Raw genomic sequence first — 18,145 nt, 5'->3', positions numbered from 1 at the left:
CCGGCCGTCCAGGGCGTCTCACCCGCGCGACCAGCTCCCCACTGGTGCGCGGGGAGTCTTGACGCCCCTTCCCGCGCTCAACATACTGCCAACAATCAGCACCTCTGACAATCAGTCAACTGTTCTACGCCCGCCGCGCGTTGCGACGCCGGGTCGCCGATCGCCACCCAGAACGGACAGGACCGAACCGAGATGGCCGATGACTTCACTTCCGTGTTCGAGCCCCCACTTGACCAGCTGCCCGACATCGACGACCTCGTCCGCGCGACCATGGAGTGGCACTTCTCGCCGCTGACCGGCAGCCCGTACTGGGTCGAACGCGCCAAGGGCTTCTCCTTCGACCCGCGCACCGACGTCCAGCGCCTCGCGGACCTGCGCCTGTTCGCGGACGTGCCGGTCGACTGGAGCCGGATACCGGCTGACCAGCTCGTGCCGCGCGGCAGCGCGCCCGGGGTGCGGTACGGGATCTACGAGTCGGGCGGGGCCACCGGTGCGCCCAAGCGGATCGTGGACGCCACCTCGCGGCGCCGCAACGTCGAGTGGCAGAGCCGACTGCTCGACGAGCAGGGGTTCCCCTCCGGCGAGGGCAACTGGCTCCACATCGGCCCGACGGGCCCGCACGTGATGGCCAAGAACATCTCCACCCTCTCCGAACTGCGCGGGATGCTCTGCTACTTCGTCGACCTCGACCCGCGCTGGGTGCGACGCTGTGTCAGCGAGGGGCGCCAGACCGAGTTCCGCAGGTACGTCGACCACATCCTCGACCAGGTCAAGGACGTCCTGCGCACCCAGGACATCCGCGGCATCTCCACCACCCCGCGCATCCTGGAGTCCATCGGCGCCCGCGAGGACGTGTTCGCCCTGCTGCGCGAGAGCGTGCGCGGCATCATCTGGGGCGGCACCAGCATGGACGGCGAGACCCTGCGCCTGATCGACGAGGAGCTGTTCCCGCAGGCCAAGCTGGCCGGTGCGTACGGCAACACGATGATGGGCGTGGCGCCCCAGCGCACCCCCCGGCCCGGCGACGCCGCACCGTGCGTCTTCCGCCCGTTCTATCCGTACACCGTGGTCGAACTCGTCGACCCCGCACAGCCCGACCGGATCGTCGCCGACGACGAGGACGGCCGGGTCGTCATCACCGTGCTCACCCGGGACTACTTCACCCCGCCGACCCTGGAGCGCGACCTGGCCACCCGCCGGGCCTCGGCCGACGGCTTCCCCGGCATCGAGCTCTCCGGGGTCCGCCCCTACGAGTCGGCGGGCACCTCCGTGGTCGAGGGGGTCTACTGATGGCCGAGGCCAAGGACCTCCACGAGATCCCGCTGATCCGGGCGGGCCTGCCCAGGCACTCGGCCGAGCGCGCCGAACTCACGGGCGTCGACGGCACGTTGCTGGCGCTCGTCCACCTCGCCCCGCCGCTCCTGGCGCGCCTCACCGTCGCGGACGCGCGGGCCGGGGCCGAGCGGACGCCGGAGCCGGAACGCATCGCGGCGGCCGGTGAGCTCTTCGAGACGGCGACGCTCAACGGGCTCTCCCCGCAGGCCTACTGCGAGCTCCAGTCCCGGGTCGCCGGGGTGCCCGTCGCGGTGGCCCGGCACTCGCTGCGGGACGTCGCGGAGACGTTCGCGGGCGTGGGGGCGCGGTTCCTGGCCGAGCGCCCCACCGGTGCCTCGGCCACGCCCGTCCCCGGGGAGATCTCCACGGTGTGGACGCGGCGCGGCGACGTGCTCGCCGTGATCGCGCCCAGCAACAACCCCGGCACCCACACCCAGTGGCTCACGGCGCTGGCCTGCGGGTACCGGCTGGTGGTGCGGCCGGGGACACGGGATCCGTTCACCCCGGCCCGGATGATCGCCGCGCTCCTGGACGCGGGCGTCGCCCCGCACTACCTCTCGCTGCTGCCCGGCAGCCACGCCACCGGGGACGCGCTGGTCGAGGCCGCCGATCTGAGCCTGGTCTTCGGCGGGGACGCGGCGGCCCGGCGCTACGGCGAGGACCGCCGGGTCATCCTGCGCGGCCCGGGCCGCTCCAAGCTGCTGCACACCGGTGAGATCACCGAGCAGACCGTCGACGTGATCTGCCGGTCGGTGGGCTACGACGCGGGGATGCGCTGCACCAACGCGACCGCCGTGTTCACCGACGCCGACCCGGCGGCCCTCGCGGCGGCCGTGGCCGAGCGCCTGGCACGGCTCACCCCGGCGCCGCCCCAGTCGCCCGACGCACAGGTGCCGGTGCTGCCGCTCGCTCAGGCGCGGGCACTGCGGGAGCACCTGGAGGGACGGCTGGAAGGGGCCGTCGACGTGGCGGCGAAGCTCTACCCCGAGGGTCCGGTGGCGGACCTCGGGGACGGGTCGGGCGCGCTGCGGCCCGCCGTACTGCTCTGCGACCGCCCGGACCACCCCGGCGCCCGGATCGAGCTCTCGTTCCCGTGCGTGTGGATCCTGCCGTGGCGGCGCGAGCAGGGGTTCGGCCCGCTGCGGGACACGCTCGCGCTCACCATCCTCGGCGGCGACGAGCCGCTGGCGCGCGAGGCGCTGCGGGAGCGGTCGATCCGCAAGGTCCTGCTGGGCCCCATCCCCACGTACCAGGCGGGCCGGACCAGTCCGCACGACGGCTATCTGAGCCACGAGCTGATGGAGGCCCGGGCCTTCGGCACCTCGGCCTGAGCAGGGCCCGCGCCACACGTGCGGCCCGCGACCCCGCCCTACCTCGCTGCAACGACCCCTGGAGTGTGTGGAGATGACTCGAACCGTCCTGGTGACCGGTGGCGGCACCGGCATCGGCAAGGCGATAGCGGCGGCGTTCCTCGCCGACGGCGACCACGTCGTCATCAGCGGCCGCCGCGAGGACGTGCTGCTGCGGACCGCCGAGGAGCTCGACGGCCATGTGACGGCGCTGCCCTGCGACGTGACCGACCCCGAGCAGCTGGAGGCCTTCCGCGACCGGCTGCCGGACGTCCTGCACGTACTCGTCAACAACGCGGGCGGCAACCGGGAGTTCGACGCCCCGCCGCCGGGCGATCTGCGGAGCCTGGCCGAGCGGTGGCGGGCCAACCTGGACGCCAATCTGCTCGGCGCCGTGCTGACCACGGCCGCCGTCGACAAGCAGCTCGCCTCCGGCGGGGCCGTGGTGAACATCAGCTCCTTCGCGGCCGACCGGGGCGCGGGCTCGTACGGCGCGGCCAAGGCGGCCATGAACAGCTGGAACATCTTCATCGCCCGCCAGCTCGGGCCGCGCGGGGTGACCTGCAACGTGGTCGCGCCGGGCTACGTCGAGAAGACGGAGTTCTTCCGCGACCGCCGCTCGGAGCAGTTCCACGAGGCCCGGGTGGCGGAGACCCTGGTGGGCCGGGCCGGACAGCCGCAGGACATGGCGGAGGTCGTACGGTTCCTGGCGTCGCCCGCCGCCCGGCACATCACGGGACAGGTCGTCCGCGTCGACGGCGGCGTGATACCGACCCGCTGAGAGCCTGTCTTTGAACAGCGAACCGGTGCGGGCCGGCCACCTGGCGAGCCCGTACCGGCCCTCTACGATGGGGAGATGAGCGCGAGCGAGAACCTGTCAGATGCGCACTCCCCGCACCCGCACACCACTGGCGATGACGCGCGCCTGGACGTCGCGGTCGCCGTGCTGACGCTGCTCGCGGACCGCACCCGGCTCGCCCTGCTCAAGGAGCTCGGCGCGGGCGACGCCGATGTCACCACCCTCACCGAGGCCTGCGGGGCCGCCCGCCCGTCGGTCAGCCAGCACCTGGCCAAGCTGCGCCTGGCCGGTCTGGTGGCGACCCGCAAGGACGGCCGCCGGGTGGTCTACTCACTGCGCCACGGCCATCTGCGGCGCCTGGTCGACGAGGCGCTGAACGTGGCCGACCACCAGCTCGGCGCCCTCCCGCCGCACGACTGACGAGCTGATCCGCCGCCGCACAGCCACGATGGCGGCGGGGCGCGCGGCCGTACGCGTCAACTGACCCCACGTCACCTGCGCCTGTGGGACGGCGCGTTGATCATGTAGTCCACCGCCTCGCGCACCGTCCGTACGCCCACGACGTCCTCGTCGGGCATACGGAGGTCGAAACGCTCCTCGGCCGCGACCACCACTTCCACCATCGACAGCGAGTCGAGTTCCAGGTCCTCGTTGAAGCGCGCCCCCATCCGGACCTCCTCGACGGGGATCCCGGCGATCTCGTTGATGATCTCCGCGAGGCCGTCCAGGATCTCCCGGCGCCGGTCCGACCCGCTCTCGTCGGTCTGCTCGGCCCGCTCCCCCGCCCGCGAGGCCGTGTCGATCAGGCGCTGGTCGGGATGGTTGAGGAAGGACTGCAGGAGGAACCAGAACGCGTCCGGGTCCATCCAGTGCAGCTCGTCGAGCGCCGAGTCGACCACCCGGCTGTCCCGGGTCTCGTGCCAGACGACCAGCGGCGCGAGGGCCTGCGCGGGGGCGGTGGGGCTGCCGCGCAGCACCCGGCAGAGCGCCTCAAGCAGATCGGCGAGCGAGGTCTGCGCCAGCTGCTCCTGGTGCTGGTACACCTCGAACTCCTCGGCCAGCCGCGCCACCGGCACGCTCTCCAGACGCGCCACGAGCGTGTCGAGCCCGCTCACCCGCGCCCGTCTGACCTGCTCGCTCTCCCATATCCAGAGCACCAGTTGCTCGGGGTGGGCGAGTGCGAGGGCCTCGCGCTCATCCATGTGGTGTCCGGCCCGACCGGCCGTACGCAGGCAGAAGTGGACCCATTCGTAGCGGCCTTCCCGCGGGCCGCTCCTCAGGCCCGGCGAGCCGAGGACCTCCCGGCCGATATGCCACAGGTCGTTCATCGCGGAGGTGAACAGCCAGCCGCGGGACTCCGCCTCAAGGCGCTTGAGCCGGGGCCCGGGAACGCCCTCGGCCTTCATCCGCTCCCACAAGGCATTCAGGAAGGTCGTGGTCGCGGCACTCCGTCCCACCGACAGTTCGGCCGCGCCGCGCGCCCGGCCGATCCGCTCGTACAACTCCCGCAGGAACAGCCTGTCCTGCTCCAGCTCGGCCTCCCGGCGCAGCCTGATCGCCCGGACACGCTCGCGGCAGCGCTCGGCCGCCCGTCCCGGCGCCGCCGCGAACACCTCCTCGCACTCGGCCAGCCAGGGCAGTTCGGTGTACGCGATCCCCCGGGTCTCCTCCACCACGGCAAGGACCGCGTCCGGCAGGCGCCCGTGCGAGGCGTGCTCGGCGGCCACCTGCGCCACGCGCTCGGCCGACAGCCCCGGACCGGTCTCCGCAGTGCCCACCAGCAGCCGTGCCGCGAGCTCCACCGCGTCGCCGTCCGGGCGGGCCAGCAGCAGCCGGACCTCCTCCGACGCCACGTCGTCGGGCAGCCGCAGCAGGGTGCGCCGCGCCGACGCCCGTACGGTCGGATTCCCGTCCCACAGCAGCCTGTTGAGGGAGCGCAGCACCTGCGGCCCGCCCGTCACCGCGAGGCGGTCCATCTGGTCGGCGACGATTCGGCGTACGAAATAGTGTTCCTGCGAGGCGAGTTCGTACACGAAGTCCCAGAACCGGGTGCGGTGCGGGTCCAGCTGGAAGACCAGCTGGGTGCCGATGCCCCGCCACTTCCAGTCGCGTTCCAGCATGGCCCGGATCACCGCGGTGTGCGCCTCGTCGGCCGCCCTGCGGTCCTCCAGGCGCAGCACCAGGAACTCAAGCGCGCCGCGCAGCGTGGCGAATCCGGGCTCCTGCGCCATCAGGACGAGCGCGTCGGCGGCGATGTCGTCGGGGTGCTTGGCCTCCCAGCCCTGGTCGAGGTAGAGGCTCAGCGCCAGCACGTACTCCGCGAAGCGGTCGTAGATGAAGACGACGTTGCGCACCCCGATCTCGTCGTCGATGCTCTCCTCAAGGATGATCTCCTCGTCGATGACCCGGCTGTAGAGCGAGTCGCTGGTGTCGAGCTCGGCCGCCGTGGCGCGCAGGGTGGCGGCGACGGCGCTGCGCGGCACCGAGGTGGAGCGGCTCTGCCGCATCAACCTGGCCACGTCCAGGACGAGTTCGGCCACCGCACCCTTCCCCTTGAGGGAGGTGGCGTACGCGACCTGCTCGATCTTGCGCTCCCAGAACAGCTTGAAGAGGCGGAAGAGCCGGAAGTCCTCGACCACGCCGATGTCGCGGTCGCGGTACGCCTCGCACAGGATGCGCAGCACCAGGGCGTGCCGACAGCGCTCGGCGGCCTCGCCGCGCAGCTGCCCCCGGATGCCGAAGGCGCTGAAGTAGGCGGCGGCGATCTCGGGGAAGGAAGCGAGGGGGAAGAGCGGTACGTCCTCGACCCGGGTCGCGGGGGTGGCCCTGGGGCCGCTCTGCGCGGGCTCGCGCTGCCAGACGTAGCTGGCCCAGAACGGGGCGCGGTAGAACTGCCAGAAGTCGGTGCGGCAGGTGACCACCACCTTCACCCCGGCGCTCTCGGCCTGCCGCAGCAGCTCGTGCAGCGCCGCCTTCATCGCGTCCGGCTTGGCCGGGGACTCGTTGATCGCGTCGAGGAGCAGCAGCGGCGGGCGGCCGGGGGCGGCGGTGCGGGCGAGGTCCGCGAAGCAGCCGGGCCAGTCGGTGCCGTAGCCGAGGCGGGTCGCGATCAGGCTGAGCAGCCCGTGCGGCTCGGAGACCGGGACGCGCGCCGACATCAGCAGCACCGGCGAGTCGTCGAGGCGGCGTTCGGCGAGGGAGCAGAGCAGATTGGTCTTGCCCCGGCCGGGCTTGGAGACCACCAGCAGACAGGTGCTGTCGTTGGCCAGGAACTCCTCGACCCGGTCCTCCAGTTCGTGGTGGCGGAAGTAGAGCTCGCGCAGGTACTTGGAGCCGATCTCGGATATCTCCCGCAGGGTGGTGCGCCGGGCCCGCTCGCGCAGCCCGGCGAAGGGCGTGCCGGTGGCGGTGAGCGCGTCGAGGTCGGCCGGGTCGAGCCGGGCGACCTCGTCGGCGAGCCGGGCCATCGCCTCCTTGCGGTCCACGCCGACGACCGCCACCGCGGCGAGCGCGCGCACGAAGTCCGCGAGGGCGCGCGGGCCGTCCCGGGCGACCTGGGCGACGACCGAGGTGAAGAAGGAGACGGTGGTGGTGGCGGGGGCGACGTGCTGGAGCGACTCCCCGTATCCGGCGCTCTCCAGGAGGAACGCCCGTTGCCCGGGGTCGTTCATGCCGGGCAGCGTGGCGAAGCTCTGGATAAGTCTGCCGCGCAGCCCGGCGCGGTCGGAATCTGGCATGGCGGTCTCTCCGGGGTGCGCCGGGTGATCAGCCGAGGCGGGAGCGGACGTCGGACGGGAGCTCCCGCAGGATCCGGCTGAGCAGGATCCCCTCGTTGCGGTAGTAGTAGCTGCCGGTGGCGGGTTCCTGGAGGTTGCCGCCGGCGTGGTGGACCGCGCAGACCCGCCAGTCGTCGGTGAGCACGGGGGCGCCGGAGGAGCCGGGCAGGGTGGCCGTCACGTACTGGACGACGTCGGCGTCGACGTACTCCACGAAGTTGCTCTGGAACGCGATCTGCTTGGGCCGCCCGGCGGGGTGCTGCACGATGTTGACGCGGTCGCCCTGCCGGGGCGGCGCCCCCGATATCTCCAGATGCCCCCACTCTCTGCCGGGGCTCTCCGCGAGCTCGACGAGCGCGAAGTCGCAGCGCGTGTCGGCGAGGTACAGCCGCCCGGTGGCGCGGGCCGCGTGCACCGGGCGCGGCCGGCCCGCCGAGTCGTCCTCGTAGTTGAAGAGGAAGCGGGCGCTGCCGAGCAGGTCCGCGTGCGGCAGTACGTGCTCGTTGGTCAGCAGCAGGTCGTCCGCGACCAGGAAACCCGTGCCGGTCCAACGGCCGGTGGTGTGGTCCACCACGATCTGGCAGACCGGCCGGGCGGCGGCCAGGGCGAGCTCCAGGAAGTGGACCGGCCGCAGCGTATTGGCGGCGATGATCTTCTCTTCGAGTCCCTCGGGGCTGGTGGCGCCCTTCCAGGCGGCGACCGCCGGGGCCGGGGAGACCGGGACCATCATGCGGTGGCGCAGCAGCAGGGCGGCGATGAAGTCCTGCTGCTCCTTGCCGGTGAGGGTGGCGATCACATTGAGCAGGAGGCCGAGGGCCTCGTTGTCGTAGGAGACCCTGCCGTACGCGGAGAGGTGCGTGACGACGCGGCTGACCGCCACGAGCGTGGCGCCTTCGAGGTCGATGTGCGGGACGAGATCGCCCAGACCGGCCAGGGTCAGGATCTCGGCGCGCCCGGACGGGGAGCCGAGGACCGGCACGGCGGCCAGCAGGGTGACGAGCCGCTGACGCTCTTCCACGGTGAGTTCGACCATTGCTCCCCCTGAGCAGCCTGGTGAAAGTCCGATGCGATACGGCGCGCCCTGAGGGGCGCGGGGAACTGCGCGACCAGCCACAGACGACCCGCAGACGAACATCCGCACCTCCGGCGGAGCGCTGGCGCGGCGCCGGAATTTCCCCATCGTGCCAGCGCGGCGGCGCTTTCGCGGGCGGTCCGCGAAGGTCGGTCGGGGAAATCCCGGGAGGGGCCCCGGAAAAGGGGACCGCCCCGGCCGGGCGCAGTGCCGGCCGGGGCGGTACGGGTGCCGCTGTCGGATCAGGCCAGGGTCGCGATGGCCTGGTTGAAGGTCGCCGACGGGCGCATGACCGCCGCCGCCTTCGCCGGGTCGGGCTGGTAGTAGCCGCCGATGTCGGCCGGGGAGCCCTGGACGGCGATCAGCTCGCCGACGATGGTCTGCTCCTGCTCGGCCAGCGTCTTGGCCAGCGGCGCGAACGCCTCCGCGAGCTGCGCGTCGCCGGTCTGGTTGGCCAGCTCCTGGGCCCAGTACAGGGCCAGGTAGAAGTGGCTGCCGCGGTTGTCGATGCCGCCGAGCTTGCGGCTCGGGGACTTGTCCTCGTTGAGGAAGGCGCCGGTGGCGCGGTCGAGCGTGTCGGCCAGGACCTGGGCGCGCGCGTTGCCCTTGGTCGTGGCGAGGTGCTCGAAGCTGACCGCGAGGGCCAGGAACTCGCCCAGGCTGTCCCAGCGCAGGTAGTTCTCCTTGACCAGCTGCTGGACGTGCTTGGGGGCGGAGCCGCCGGCGCCCGTCTCGAAGAGGCCGCCGCCGTTCATCAGCGGGACGACCGAGAGCATCTTGGCGCTGGTGCCCAGCTCCAGGATCGGGAACAGGTCGGTCAGGTAGTCGCGCAGCACGTTGCCGGTGACGGAGATCGTGTCCTCGCCGCGGCGGATGCGCTCCAGGGAGAACGCGGTCGCCTCGACCGGGGACAGGATCTTGATGTCCAGGCCCTCGGTGTCGTGCTCCGCGAGGTACGTCCTGACCTTCTCGATCAGGACGGCGTCGTGGGCGCGCTCGGCGTCCAGCCAGAAGACGGCCGGGTCGCCGGTGGCGCGGGCGCGGGTGACGGCGAGCTTGACCCAGTCCTGGATCGGCAGGTCCTTGGTCTGGCACATCCGGAAGATGTCACCGGCGGCGACCGGCTGCTCCAGGACGACGTTGCCCTCGGTGTCGACGACGCGGACGGTGCCCGCGGCGGCGATCTCGAAGGTCTTGTCGTGGCTGCCGTACTCCTCGGCCTTCTGCGCCATCAGACCGACGTTGGGGACCGAGCCCATGGTGGCCGGGTCGAAGGCGCCGTTGGCGCGGCAGTCGTCGATGACGACCTGGTACACACCGGAGTAGCTGCTGTCCGGCAGGACGGCGAGGGTGTCGGCCTCCTGGCCGTCCGGGCCCCACATGTGGCCGGAGGTGCGGATCATGGCCGGCATGGAGGCGTCGACGATGACGTCGCTGGGGACGTGCAGGTTGGTGATGCCCTTGTCGGAGTCGACCATCGCGAGGGCCGGGCCCTCGGCGAGCTCGGCCTCGAAGGACGCCTTGATCTCGGCGCCGAGGTGCGGCACGGAGTCCAGGCCCTTGAGGATGGTGCCGAGGCCGTCGTTCGGGGACAGACCGGCGGCGACCAGCGCCTCGCCGTACTTCGCGAAGGTCTGCGGGAAGAACGCGCGCACCACGTGACCGAAGACGATCGGGTCGGAGACCTTCATCATCGTGGCCTTGAGGTGCACCGAGAACAGCACGCCCTCGGCCTTGGCGCGGTCGATCTGCTCGGTGAGGAACGCCCGGAGCGCGGCGACGCGCATCACGGAGGCGTCGACGACCTCGCCCGCCAGGACCGGTACGGACTCGCGCAGCACGGTGGTGGTGCCGTCCTCGGCCGCCAGCTCGATACGGAGCGAGCCGGCCCCGGCGACGACCGCGGACTTCTCGGTGGAGCGGAAGTCGTCGGCGCCCATGGTCGCCACGTTCGTCTTCGACTCGGCGGTCCAGGCGCCCATGCGGTGCGGGTGGGCCTTGGCGTAGTTCTTGACCGAGCCGGGGGCGCGGCGGTCGGAGTTGCCCTCGCGCAGCACCGGGTTCACGGCGCTGCCCTTGACCTTGTCGTAGCGGGAGCGGATGTCGCGCTCCTCGTCGGTCTGCGGGTCGTCCGGGTAGGCCGGCAGCGCGTAGCCCTGCGCCTGCAGCTCGGCGACGGCCGCCTTGAGCTGCGGGATCGAGGCCGAGATGTTCGGCAGCTTGATGATGTTCGCGTCGGGCGTCTTCGCCAGCTCGCCGAGCTCGGCGAGGGCGTCGTCGACGCGCTGCCCCTCCTGGAGGTACTCCGGGAAGTGGGCGATGATCCGCCCGGCCAGCGAGATGTCCCGCGTCTCCACCGTGACCCCGGCCGTCGAGGCATACGCCTGGACCACAGGCAGGAACGAGTACGTCGCCAGCGCGGGCGCCTCGTCAGTGTGGGTGTAGATGATGGTCGAGTCAGTCACCGGGTGCTCCACTCCACGTATGCAACATTGCTCGACATCAAGATATCTCGTGACGGACCCCGGCCGGACAGGGGCCCGGCCCGGGGATACGGGAAGAACGGCGGGAAAAGCGGGGAAAACTGTGCCCGAACGCACGGAAAGCCGCCTTCTCCGATGGAGAAGACGACTTCCGACCTGCGAAAACGCTGGTCGGGACGACAGGATTTGAACCTGCGACCCCTTGACCCCCAGTCAAGTGCGCTACCAAGCTGCGCCACGTCCCGATGCCCGTCTGACCTGGGGTTTCCCCCGGCCGAACGCGCACCAGAACAATACCGCACTTCGACCGGTGGTCACGAACCCCTTTCGGCCGTCGGATCCGGCGGGCCGCCTCAGCGGACCTGACCGGCCGCGAAATAGGCGGCGAGCTCCGGGTCCAGCGGCTCGACCCGCCGGGGTGTGCCGCCGTCGCGCAGCGACATGGTCGCCTGGTAGCCCGCGGCCACGGCCATCCGGGCGGCCACCGGCGAGGTGTCGGTGCGGCCGCCCTCGCGTACGAAGCGCAGGAACTCGTCCATCAGGAGCGGGTCCGCCCCGCCGTGGCCCGAGCCGTCCGGGGCGGGCGGCACCTCGTGGACCTCGTCGGGCTCGTCCCGGAAGTGGGAGCGCCGGGCGTTCCACACCTTGACCCGGCTGCCCGGCCCGTCGCCGAAGTTCTCCAGGCGGCCCGCGTCGCCGATGACCGTGTAGTTGCGCCAGTAGTCGGGGGTGAAGTTGCACTGCTGGTAGGCGGCGAGCACGCCGTTGTCGAGGCGCATGTTCAGGAGCGAGACGTCCTCGATGTCGATCACCGGGTTCAGGGCGCGCTGGGTGTGCGGCGGCCAGTGGCCGTCCTTGGTGTACCAGTCGTCCGCCTTGGGCTCGCCCTCCGCCCGCCGGTGCGGATTGTCCCCGTAGACCATGAGGTCGCCCATCGCCTGGACGTCGCGCGTGTAGCCGCCGGCCAGCCAGTGCAGCACGTCGATGTCGTGGGCGGCCTTCTGGAGCAGCAGACCGGTGGTGTTCGCGCGCTCGGCGTGCCAGTCCTTGAAGTACCAGTCGCCGCCGTAGCCGACGAAATGGCGGATCCAGACCGTCTTGACCGTGCCGATCGCACCGCGTTCGACGAGGTCGCGCATCAGCCGGACCACCGGCATGTGGCGCATGTTGTGGCCGACGTACAGCCGCGACCCGGTCTCGTACGCCGTGCGCAGGATCGTGTCGCAGCGCTCGACCGAGATGTCCAGGGGCTTCTCCACGAAGACCGGCTTGCCCGTCCGCATGGCCGCGCAGGCGATGTCGGCGTGGGTGTGGTCGGGGGTGAGGACGAGCAGCGCGTCGATGTCGGGGTCCTCGACGACCTTGCGGTGGTCGCCGGTCATGGTGGCGTCGGGGAAGGCCCCGGCCGCCTCCGCGCGGGCCCGGGGGTCGGGGTCGGCGAGCGCGGTCACGACGGAGCCGCGGCCCGGGCGGTGGGCGACGCGGGCGAGGCTGCCGCGCAGGCCGAAGCCGAGGACGCCGATACGGAGGTCGGTCATGGTCAACTTCCTTACGGTCTGGGCCTGGTGGCCCGGCGCGCCGGGGGGTCCGGTGCCCGATGATGACATCGGCGCCCGACCCGGTGCCGCGCGCCGGACTATGCGCCTGGGACAACTATTTCGCGCCGCCGCCACCTGACGGCACTCCAACGCGCCGGTCCGGAACGGGGCTTGGCCGTCGCAGGGCGAAACGATCAGGTTCGCACAGACCGGAGGCCGCGCGACGGGCGGCCTGCGGGCGTCCGATTGCGTTCACGCCCGGCGCCCAATCGCGTCCCGGCGTGCTCCTGGATGCCATTCCTGTACACATCTGGGACCAGAACCTGTCCCTCAGTGCCGGATGCCCACGAAACCTTTGCCCTTGGCATGTGGCAAAAAGTGGAGACCGGGGAATGCCAACCGAGTGGAACCGAGGAGGCCGACCTCACAGAACACACCAGTAGTCAAACGTCAACACGCCGCGTTTTGGCCAAAGTTGACAAGGACGTTGAAGCGCCACCGAATGATCAACAACATGATGAGGTCGGCCTCTTCGGGACGGGGACCACTGCCGATGCACCACCTGCTCGAACACCGTTACGAGCAGGCGTTTCGCGGAGGAGGGCTCGCCATGGACGGATACTTCAGCAGCCGCCCGCACCACCAACTACGGGAGCGTGTACGGCAGTTCGCGGAAGGCGAGATCCGGCCCCGGATAGCGGCGATGGAGGCGGCACGTTCCGTCCAGTACGACCTGTCCCGGCTGATAGCCCGGCAGGGCTGGATCGGTGCCACCGTCAGCCCGTCGTACGGGGGAATGGGCGTCGGACACCTCGGGAAGACCATCATCATCGAGGAGTTGTCCCGGGTCAGCGGCGCCATGGGCGCCATGGCGCAGGCCTCCCAGCTGGGAGTGGCCAAGATAGTCCACTTCGGCAGCGAGGAGCAGAAGAAGCACTGGCTGCCCGCCATCGCCGCCGGTGACTGCCTTCCGACGATCGCCGTGACCGAGCCCGAGTCCGGCGGCCATGTGCTGGGGATGACGGCGAGCGCGGTCCGCGACGGCGACGACTACATCCTCAACGGCCGCAAGGTGTACGTCGGAAACAGCCATGTCGGCGATGTGCACGGCGTCGTCGTCCGCACCGGCCCCGGCTCCCGGGGGCTGACCGCGTTCCTCGTCGAGCCCGACCGGCCCGGGTTCTCGCTCGGCGCCCAGCGCGACACGATGGGCCTGCACGGCTTCAGCTTCGGCGAGCTCCACTTCGACGACTGCCGGGTGCCGGTGGAGAGCCGGCTGGGCGAGGAGGGCGACGGACTCGCCGTGGCCTACTCCTCCAGCGTGCTGTACGGCCGGGCCAATCTGACGGCCGTCTCGCTCGGGATCCACCGGGCGATCCTGGAGGAGACCACCAAGTTCTGCACCGAGCGGATCCGCTACGGCAAGCCGCTGTACGAACTGCCCAACATCAAGATCAAGCTGGGGCAGCTGCAGTCCCGGCTGATGACGGCCAGGCTCGCCGCGTACCACGCGGTGCACCTGCTCGACCAGGGCCTGCCGTGCGACGCGGAGCTGATGAACGCCAAGGTGGTCAACGTGGAGTCCGCGCTCGACTCGGCGCGCAGCGCCATGGAGATCCACGCGGCGGCCGGTCTCTTCACCGACCGCCCGATCGAGCGGTACCTGCGGGACGCGCACCACATCTCCGCCCCGGCCGGCACCACGGACGTCCAGCTGCTGCGGCTGGCCGAAGTGGCGCTGGGTACGGCGAAGGGCCAGTGGTCACAGCGGCTCTCCGATGTCGTACGCACGGAGGAGTTCGCGGCGGCCCACTGACCGCACAGGAACCGGCGGGGCGGCGGTCAGAAGCCGCCGTCCTCCCGGCGGTGGATCTGCTCGATCAGCTCGGCCGCCATCGACTTGATCGTCTCAAGGCCGGCCCGGCCCCACGGCCGCGGCTCGGTGTCGACGACGCAGATGGTGCCGAGCGCGATCCCGGTCCGGTCGATCAGCGGGGCGCCGAGGTAGGAGCGGATGCCGATCTCGTCGACCACCGGGTTGCCCGCGAAGCGCGGGTAGTCGCAGACGTCCTCCAGGACCAGGGCCTTGCGGCGCACCACGACGTGCGGGCAGTAGCCGTGGTCGCGGGCCATGAACCGGCTCACCCCGCCCGACGCGGCCACCGCGTTCAGATCGGTGCCCGCGTGCGCCCCCTCCGGGGTGTGCAGCCCGGCGAAGAACTGCTGGTTCTCGTCGATGAAGTTGACCATCGAATAGGGCGCCGCGGTGACCTCCGCGAGTTTATGGGCGAACTCGTCGAACGCGGGATCCGGATGCTCCCCCATGCCGAGCTGGCGCAGCCGCTGTACGCGGACGGGCGCCTCCCGGTCGACGGGGGTGAGCAGCAGATGGCCGGTCGGGTCGTACGTCATGTGTGCGCTCCATGGCTGGTGGCGGCCGGGAAGGTGGACAGCAGGTGCTGGACCAGGGTGACCAGGGTCCCGATCCCGGAGCTGCCGATGCGGGCGTCGCAGAGCACGACGGGGACCTCCGGCTTGAGGTCTATGGCGGACCTGACCTCGTCCGGGGTGTAGCGGTAGGCCCCGTCGAACTCGTTGACCGCGACGAGGAAGCCGATCCCGCGCCGCTCGAAGAAGTCCACGGCGGAGAAGCAGTCCTCCAGGCGCCGGGTGTCCGCGAGGATCACCGCGCCGAGCGCGCCCTCGGAGAGCTCGTCCCACATGAACCAGAAACGCTCCTGTCCGGGCGTGCCGAACAGGTACAGGACGTGCCGGTCGTCGAGCGTGATGCGCCCGAAGTCCATGGCGACCGTCGTGGTGGTCTTGGACTCCACCCCTTCGAGGCTGTCGTGCGCCACGCTGACCGTGGTGAGCAGCTCCTCGGTGGAGAGCGGTTCGATCTCGCTGACCGCGCCCACGAAGGTCGTCTTGCCGACCCCGAAGCCGCCGGCGACGAGGATCTTCAGCGCGGTGGGGAAGAGATCCACGGCTGGGCTGACGTCAGAGCCTTCGTCGTAGGCCATCGAGCACTGCCTCCAGCAGAGAACGGTCGGTGGGGGTGTGGTGGAAGCGGGGCGCGCGGGCCGTCACCGCCCCGCAGTCCACCAGGTCGGACAGCAGCACCTTGGTGACGACGGCGGGCAGCCGCAGATGGGCCGCGATCTCCGCCACCGAGGTCGGCCCCTCGCAGAGCCCGAGCGCCTGGGAGTGCTCGGGCCCGAGGTGCGTCTGGGGCGGCTGCCCGGTCGCCATCACCTGGGAGAGCAGGTCCAGCGTGGCGGTCGGTCGGGTGCGGCCGTTGCTCACGGTGTACGGACGGATCAGCCGCCCGGCCGCGTCGTCGAGCCATGGGCCGTCCTGCGGGGCCGGCACGCTCAGTGCCTCGTGCCGCTCGGTGTACCGGCGCCTTGCCGGGCCGGCGTCACGAGGTAGGGCCGTACGCTCTTCACCAGCATCGCCATCTCGTACCCGAGCACCGCCGCGTCCGCCTCGCGTCCGGCGAGCACGGCGAGACAGGTGCCCGAGCCGGCCGTGGAGACGAACAGCAGCGTGGAGTCGAGCTCCACCACCACCTGGCGGACCTCGCCGCCGTCGCCGAAGCGCGCACCCGCGCTGCGGCCCAGCGAGTAGAGCCCGGAGGCCAGGGCCGCCATGTGGTCGGCGCTGTCGACGTCCAGACCGTGAACGGACTTCACCAGCCCGTCGGAGGAGAGCAGGACCGCGTTGCGTGTGTAGGGCACCCGCTGGACCAGTCCGCTGAGCAGCCAGTCGAGGTCCGAGACGTGTCCGGTCGGCGCATCGCTCGCCATGGTGCATCTACTCCTTGGAGTGGTCGGCGTCAGTTTCTGCCTGGGGGTGATGTAAAGGCTGTGCGGGGTGGGGCGGGTGCGGCTGCGGTACGGCGGGACTGTCGTGCGGGGCCGGCTGTGACTCGGCGAGACCGATGCCCCGCTGGAACGCCGCCATCAACCCCGGGTCGTGCAGGGCGTGTTCGTCCTCCTTGCGCGCGGCCGGAGCGTCCCGCAGCTGCGGGACGAGATGCTCCTGGCTGCGGCGCCGGGGCAGATCGGGCCGCCCCGCGCCGCGCACCGTACCGTTCGCCACGGGTATCGGGGGCACCGCTGCCTCCCCTTGCGCCCGGTGGGTGCCGGGGAGGGCGGCGGCCGGGTTGGGCCGCTCCTCGTGGGCGGCGCGCACCGGCAGCGGCGTCGTGCCGTGCGTGGACACGGTCTCGCCGTGCTGGGGCTGGCGGGGCAGGGGCGGCAGCGCGGTGCCGTGCGCGGGCGTGCGGTGCGCCGGGGTGCGGTGCGCGGGCGGCGGCATCGGCGCGGGCGGGGCCGGGACGGGGGCGGGGGCGGGCGCGGGTGTCTGCGGGGCGCCGGCGGGGGGCTGGGGGTGGGCCGGGAGCGGGGTCCTGGCGGGCTCCGGGAGGGGCTGCCGTTCGGCCGTCTGCCCGTCCTTGAGGCTCTCGGAGTCGGCGCCCAACAGGCCCTGCGGCAGCACCAGTACGGCCTGGACACCGCCGTAGATGTTGGTCTGGAGCCGGACCGCGATGCCATGTCTGCGGGCCAGCGCGGAGACCACGAAGAGGCCGATCCGCCCGTCCTGGAGGAGGTGGGCGACATTCACCTGATCGGGGTCGGAGAGCAGCGCGTTCATCTTGTTCTGCTCGGTGACGGGCATGCCCAGACCGCGGTCCTCGACCTCGACGGCGAGCCCGGCGGTCACCAGCTGGGCGCGCAGCAGCACCTGGGTGTGCGGGGCGGAGAACAGCGTGGCGTTCTCGACGAGTTCGGCGAGCAGGTGGATGACGTCGGCGACCGCGTGGCCGCGCAGCGTGCCGTCGATCGGCGGTACCAGCTTGACCCGGGGGTACTGCTCGACCTCGGCGATCGAGGAGCGCAGCACCTCGGTCATGGTCACCGGGTGGGACCACTGGCGGCGGGAGATGGCGCCGCCGAGGACGGCGAGGTTCTCCGCGTGCCGGCGGATGCGGGTGGCGAGGTGGTCGACGTGGAACAGGCCCTTGAGCAGCTCGGGGTCCTCGACCTCGTTCTCCAGCTCGTCCAGGAGCTGGATCTCGCGGTGGACGAGGGACTGCAGCCGGCGGGCCAGATTGACGAAGACTTCGACCTTCTGCTCGTTGCCGACGCTGCTGGAGAGCTGCGAGGCCTGCACCACGGCGGCCACGGCCGCCTCGTGGGACCGGGTCAGCTCGTGCGCCAGGAGCTCGAACTCATCGGCACCCGGCGGGAGTTGAGCGGGCCCGCGACGGGCGGGCGGGCCTTCGCCGCGGCGCAGTCCGTCGACCACCGTGCGCAGGTCGGAGGCCGAGCGGGCGCTGCCCCGGCGCAGCCCGTTGGCGCGGCCGAGCACGGTCTTGGCGGCCCGGTCGGCGCCCACCGCGGCGGCCGCCACGGACGCGGCGGCGAGGACCGCCATGCCGCCGAGCGCCGCCCAGAGCATCTTCGAGGGGTGGGCGTGGGTGGAGTGGAGGGTGAAGACGACGGCGGCCGCGCCGCACAGCACGGCGGCCACGGCGGGCAGCACCGCGGTGCGCAGCAGCTGGGGTCGTATGCGGCCCTCGGTGGACGGCCGCTGCCCGCTCGGCGGTCGTCCTGCCGGAGCCGGGGCGCCCGCGGGTGCGGCCGGGGGCTGCGGCCGGTGTGCCGTACGTCCGTGCCGCCCGCCCTCACGGCGGTCGGACCGCGCGGCGGGTGCGCGAAGATGAGACATCTGCGTCCTCGGTACGTGGGGTCCCAGAGATCGTGATCCCGGGCCCAACTCAACCGA

General features: G+C 71.7%; 14 protein-coding genes and 1 tRNA gene. 5 read left to right on the top strand and 10 right to left on the bottom strand.

The genetic code is table 11. The features are described 5' to 3' along the window. Positions 1–192: 192 nt before the first annotated feature. The 4 genes from OG965_RS33270 (at position 193) to OG965_RS33255 (ending at position 3,903) form a co-directional block, all read left to right on the top strand. Complete coding sequence (locus tag OG965_RS33270) at positions 193–1,290, top strand: phenazine biosynthesis protein (RefSeq protein ID WP_371655758.1); 1,098 nt, start codon at positions 193–195, stop codon at positions 1,288–1,290. Further along, complete coding sequence (locus OG965_RS33265) at positions 1,290–2,666, top strand: aldehyde dehydrogenase family protein (RefSeq protein ID WP_371655757.1); 1,377 nt, start codon at positions 1,290–1,292, stop codon at positions 2,664–2,666. The genes OG965_RS33270 and OG965_RS33265 overlap by 1 nt, the downstream gene beginning before the upstream one ends. Positions 2,667–2,739: 73 nt before the next feature. After that, positions 2,740–3,465, top strand: a complete 726-nt coding sequence (locus tag OG965_RS33260; protein ID WP_371655756.1) for an SDR family NAD(P)-dependent oxidoreductase — start codon at positions 2,740–2,742, stop codon at positions 3,463–3,465. Between the two features lie 75 nt (positions 3,466–3,540). Then, positions 3,541–3,903, top strand: a complete 363-nt coding sequence (locus tag OG965_RS33255) for an ArsR/SmtB family transcription factor (protein WP_371655755.1) — start codon at positions 3,541–3,543, stop codon at positions 3,901–3,903. Between the two features lie 71 nt (positions 3,904–3,974). Here the strand turns inward: OG965_RS33255 and OG965_RS33250 are convergent, their stop codons facing one another. The 5 genes from OG965_RS33250 to OG965_RS33230 form a co-directional block, all read right to left on the bottom strand. After that, a complete protein-coding gene (locus tag OG965_RS33250) occupies positions 3,975–4,214 on the bottom strand; it encodes an acyl carrier protein (RefSeq protein ID WP_371657128.1) in 240 nt (79 codons plus the stop codon). Positions 4,215–7,248: 3,034 nt separating this feature from the next. Then, on the bottom strand, positions 7,249–8,292 hold the full coding sequence (locus tag OG965_RS33245) for a trypsin-like peptidase domain-containing protein (RefSeq protein ID WP_371655754.1): 1,044 nt from the start codon (positions 8,290–8,292) through the stop codon (positions 7,249–7,251). 281 nt (positions 8,293–8,573) lie between these two features. After that, positions 8,574–10,796 carry an NADP-dependent isocitrate dehydrogenase gene (locus OG965_RS33240; RefSeq protein WP_371655753.1) on the bottom strand — a complete coding sequence of 741 codons (2,223 nt, stop codon included), beginning with the start codon at positions 10,794–10,796 and terminating at the stop codon, positions 8,574–8,576. A gap of 186 nt (positions 10,797–10,982) precedes the next feature. Continuing rightward, positions 10,983–11,059 (bottom strand) — tRNA-Pro (locus OG965_RS33235). Between the two features lie 108 nt (positions 11,060–11,167). Continuing rightward, entirely contained in the window at positions 11,168–12,352 is a 1,185-nt protein-coding gene (locus OG965_RS33230; RefSeq protein ID WP_371655752.1) for a Gfo/Idh/MocA family protein, read from the bottom strand. Between the two features lie 610 nt (positions 12,353–12,962). Here OG965_RS33230 and OG965_RS33225 point away from each other — a divergent pair. Further along, a complete protein-coding gene (locus OG965_RS33225; protein ID WP_371655751.1) occupies positions 12,963–14,168 on the top strand; it encodes an acyl-CoA dehydrogenase family protein in 1,206 nt (401 codons plus the stop codon). Positions 14,169–14,194: 26 nt separating this feature from the next. Here the strand turns inward: OG965_RS33225 and OG965_RS33220 are convergent, their stop codons facing one another. The 5 genes from OG965_RS33220 to OG965_RS33200 are packed head-to-tail and all read right to left on the bottom strand — an operon-like array spanning position 14,195 to position 18,088. Next, entirely contained in the window at positions 14,195–14,764 is a 570-nt protein-coding gene (locus tag OG965_RS33220; RefSeq protein WP_266985702.1) for a GAF domain-containing protein, read from the bottom strand. Next, positions 14,761–15,375, bottom strand: a complete 615-nt coding sequence (locus OG965_RS33215) for an ATP/GTP-binding protein (RefSeq protein WP_371655750.1) — start codon at positions 15,373–15,375, stop codon at positions 14,761–14,763. Before OG965_RS33215 ends, OG965_RS33220 begins: the two co-directional genes overlap by 4 nt. Beyond that, a complete protein-coding gene (locus OG965_RS33210; protein WP_067166125.1) occupies positions 15,353–15,724 on the bottom strand; it encodes a DUF742 domain-containing protein in 372 nt (123 codons plus the stop codon). The genes OG965_RS33215 and OG965_RS33210 overlap by 23 nt, the downstream gene beginning before the upstream one ends. Positions 15,725–15,726: 2 nt before the next feature. Continuing rightward, positions 15,727–16,161, bottom strand: a complete 435-nt coding sequence (locus tag OG965_RS33205) for a roadblock/LC7 domain-containing protein (protein ID WP_101391062.1) — start codon at positions 16,159–16,161, stop codon at positions 15,727–15,729. A 7-nt stretch (positions 16,162–16,168) separates the two neighbouring features. After that, the gene (locus OG965_RS33200; RefSeq protein WP_371655749.1) at positions 16,169–18,088 is read right to left on the bottom strand and encodes a sensor histidine kinase; all 1,920 of its coding nucleotides are present in this window, start codon (positions 18,086–18,088) and stop codon (positions 16,169–16,171) included. Between the last annotated feature and the right edge of the window lie 57 nt (positions 18,089–18,145).

Source organism: Streptomyces sp. NBC_00224 (genome assembly GCF_041435195.1).
Taxonomy (GTDB): Bacteria; Actinomycetota; Actinomycetes; order Streptomycetales; family Streptomycetaceae; genus Streptomyces.
This window is presented reverse-complemented; position numbering and strand designations above follow the sequence as displayed.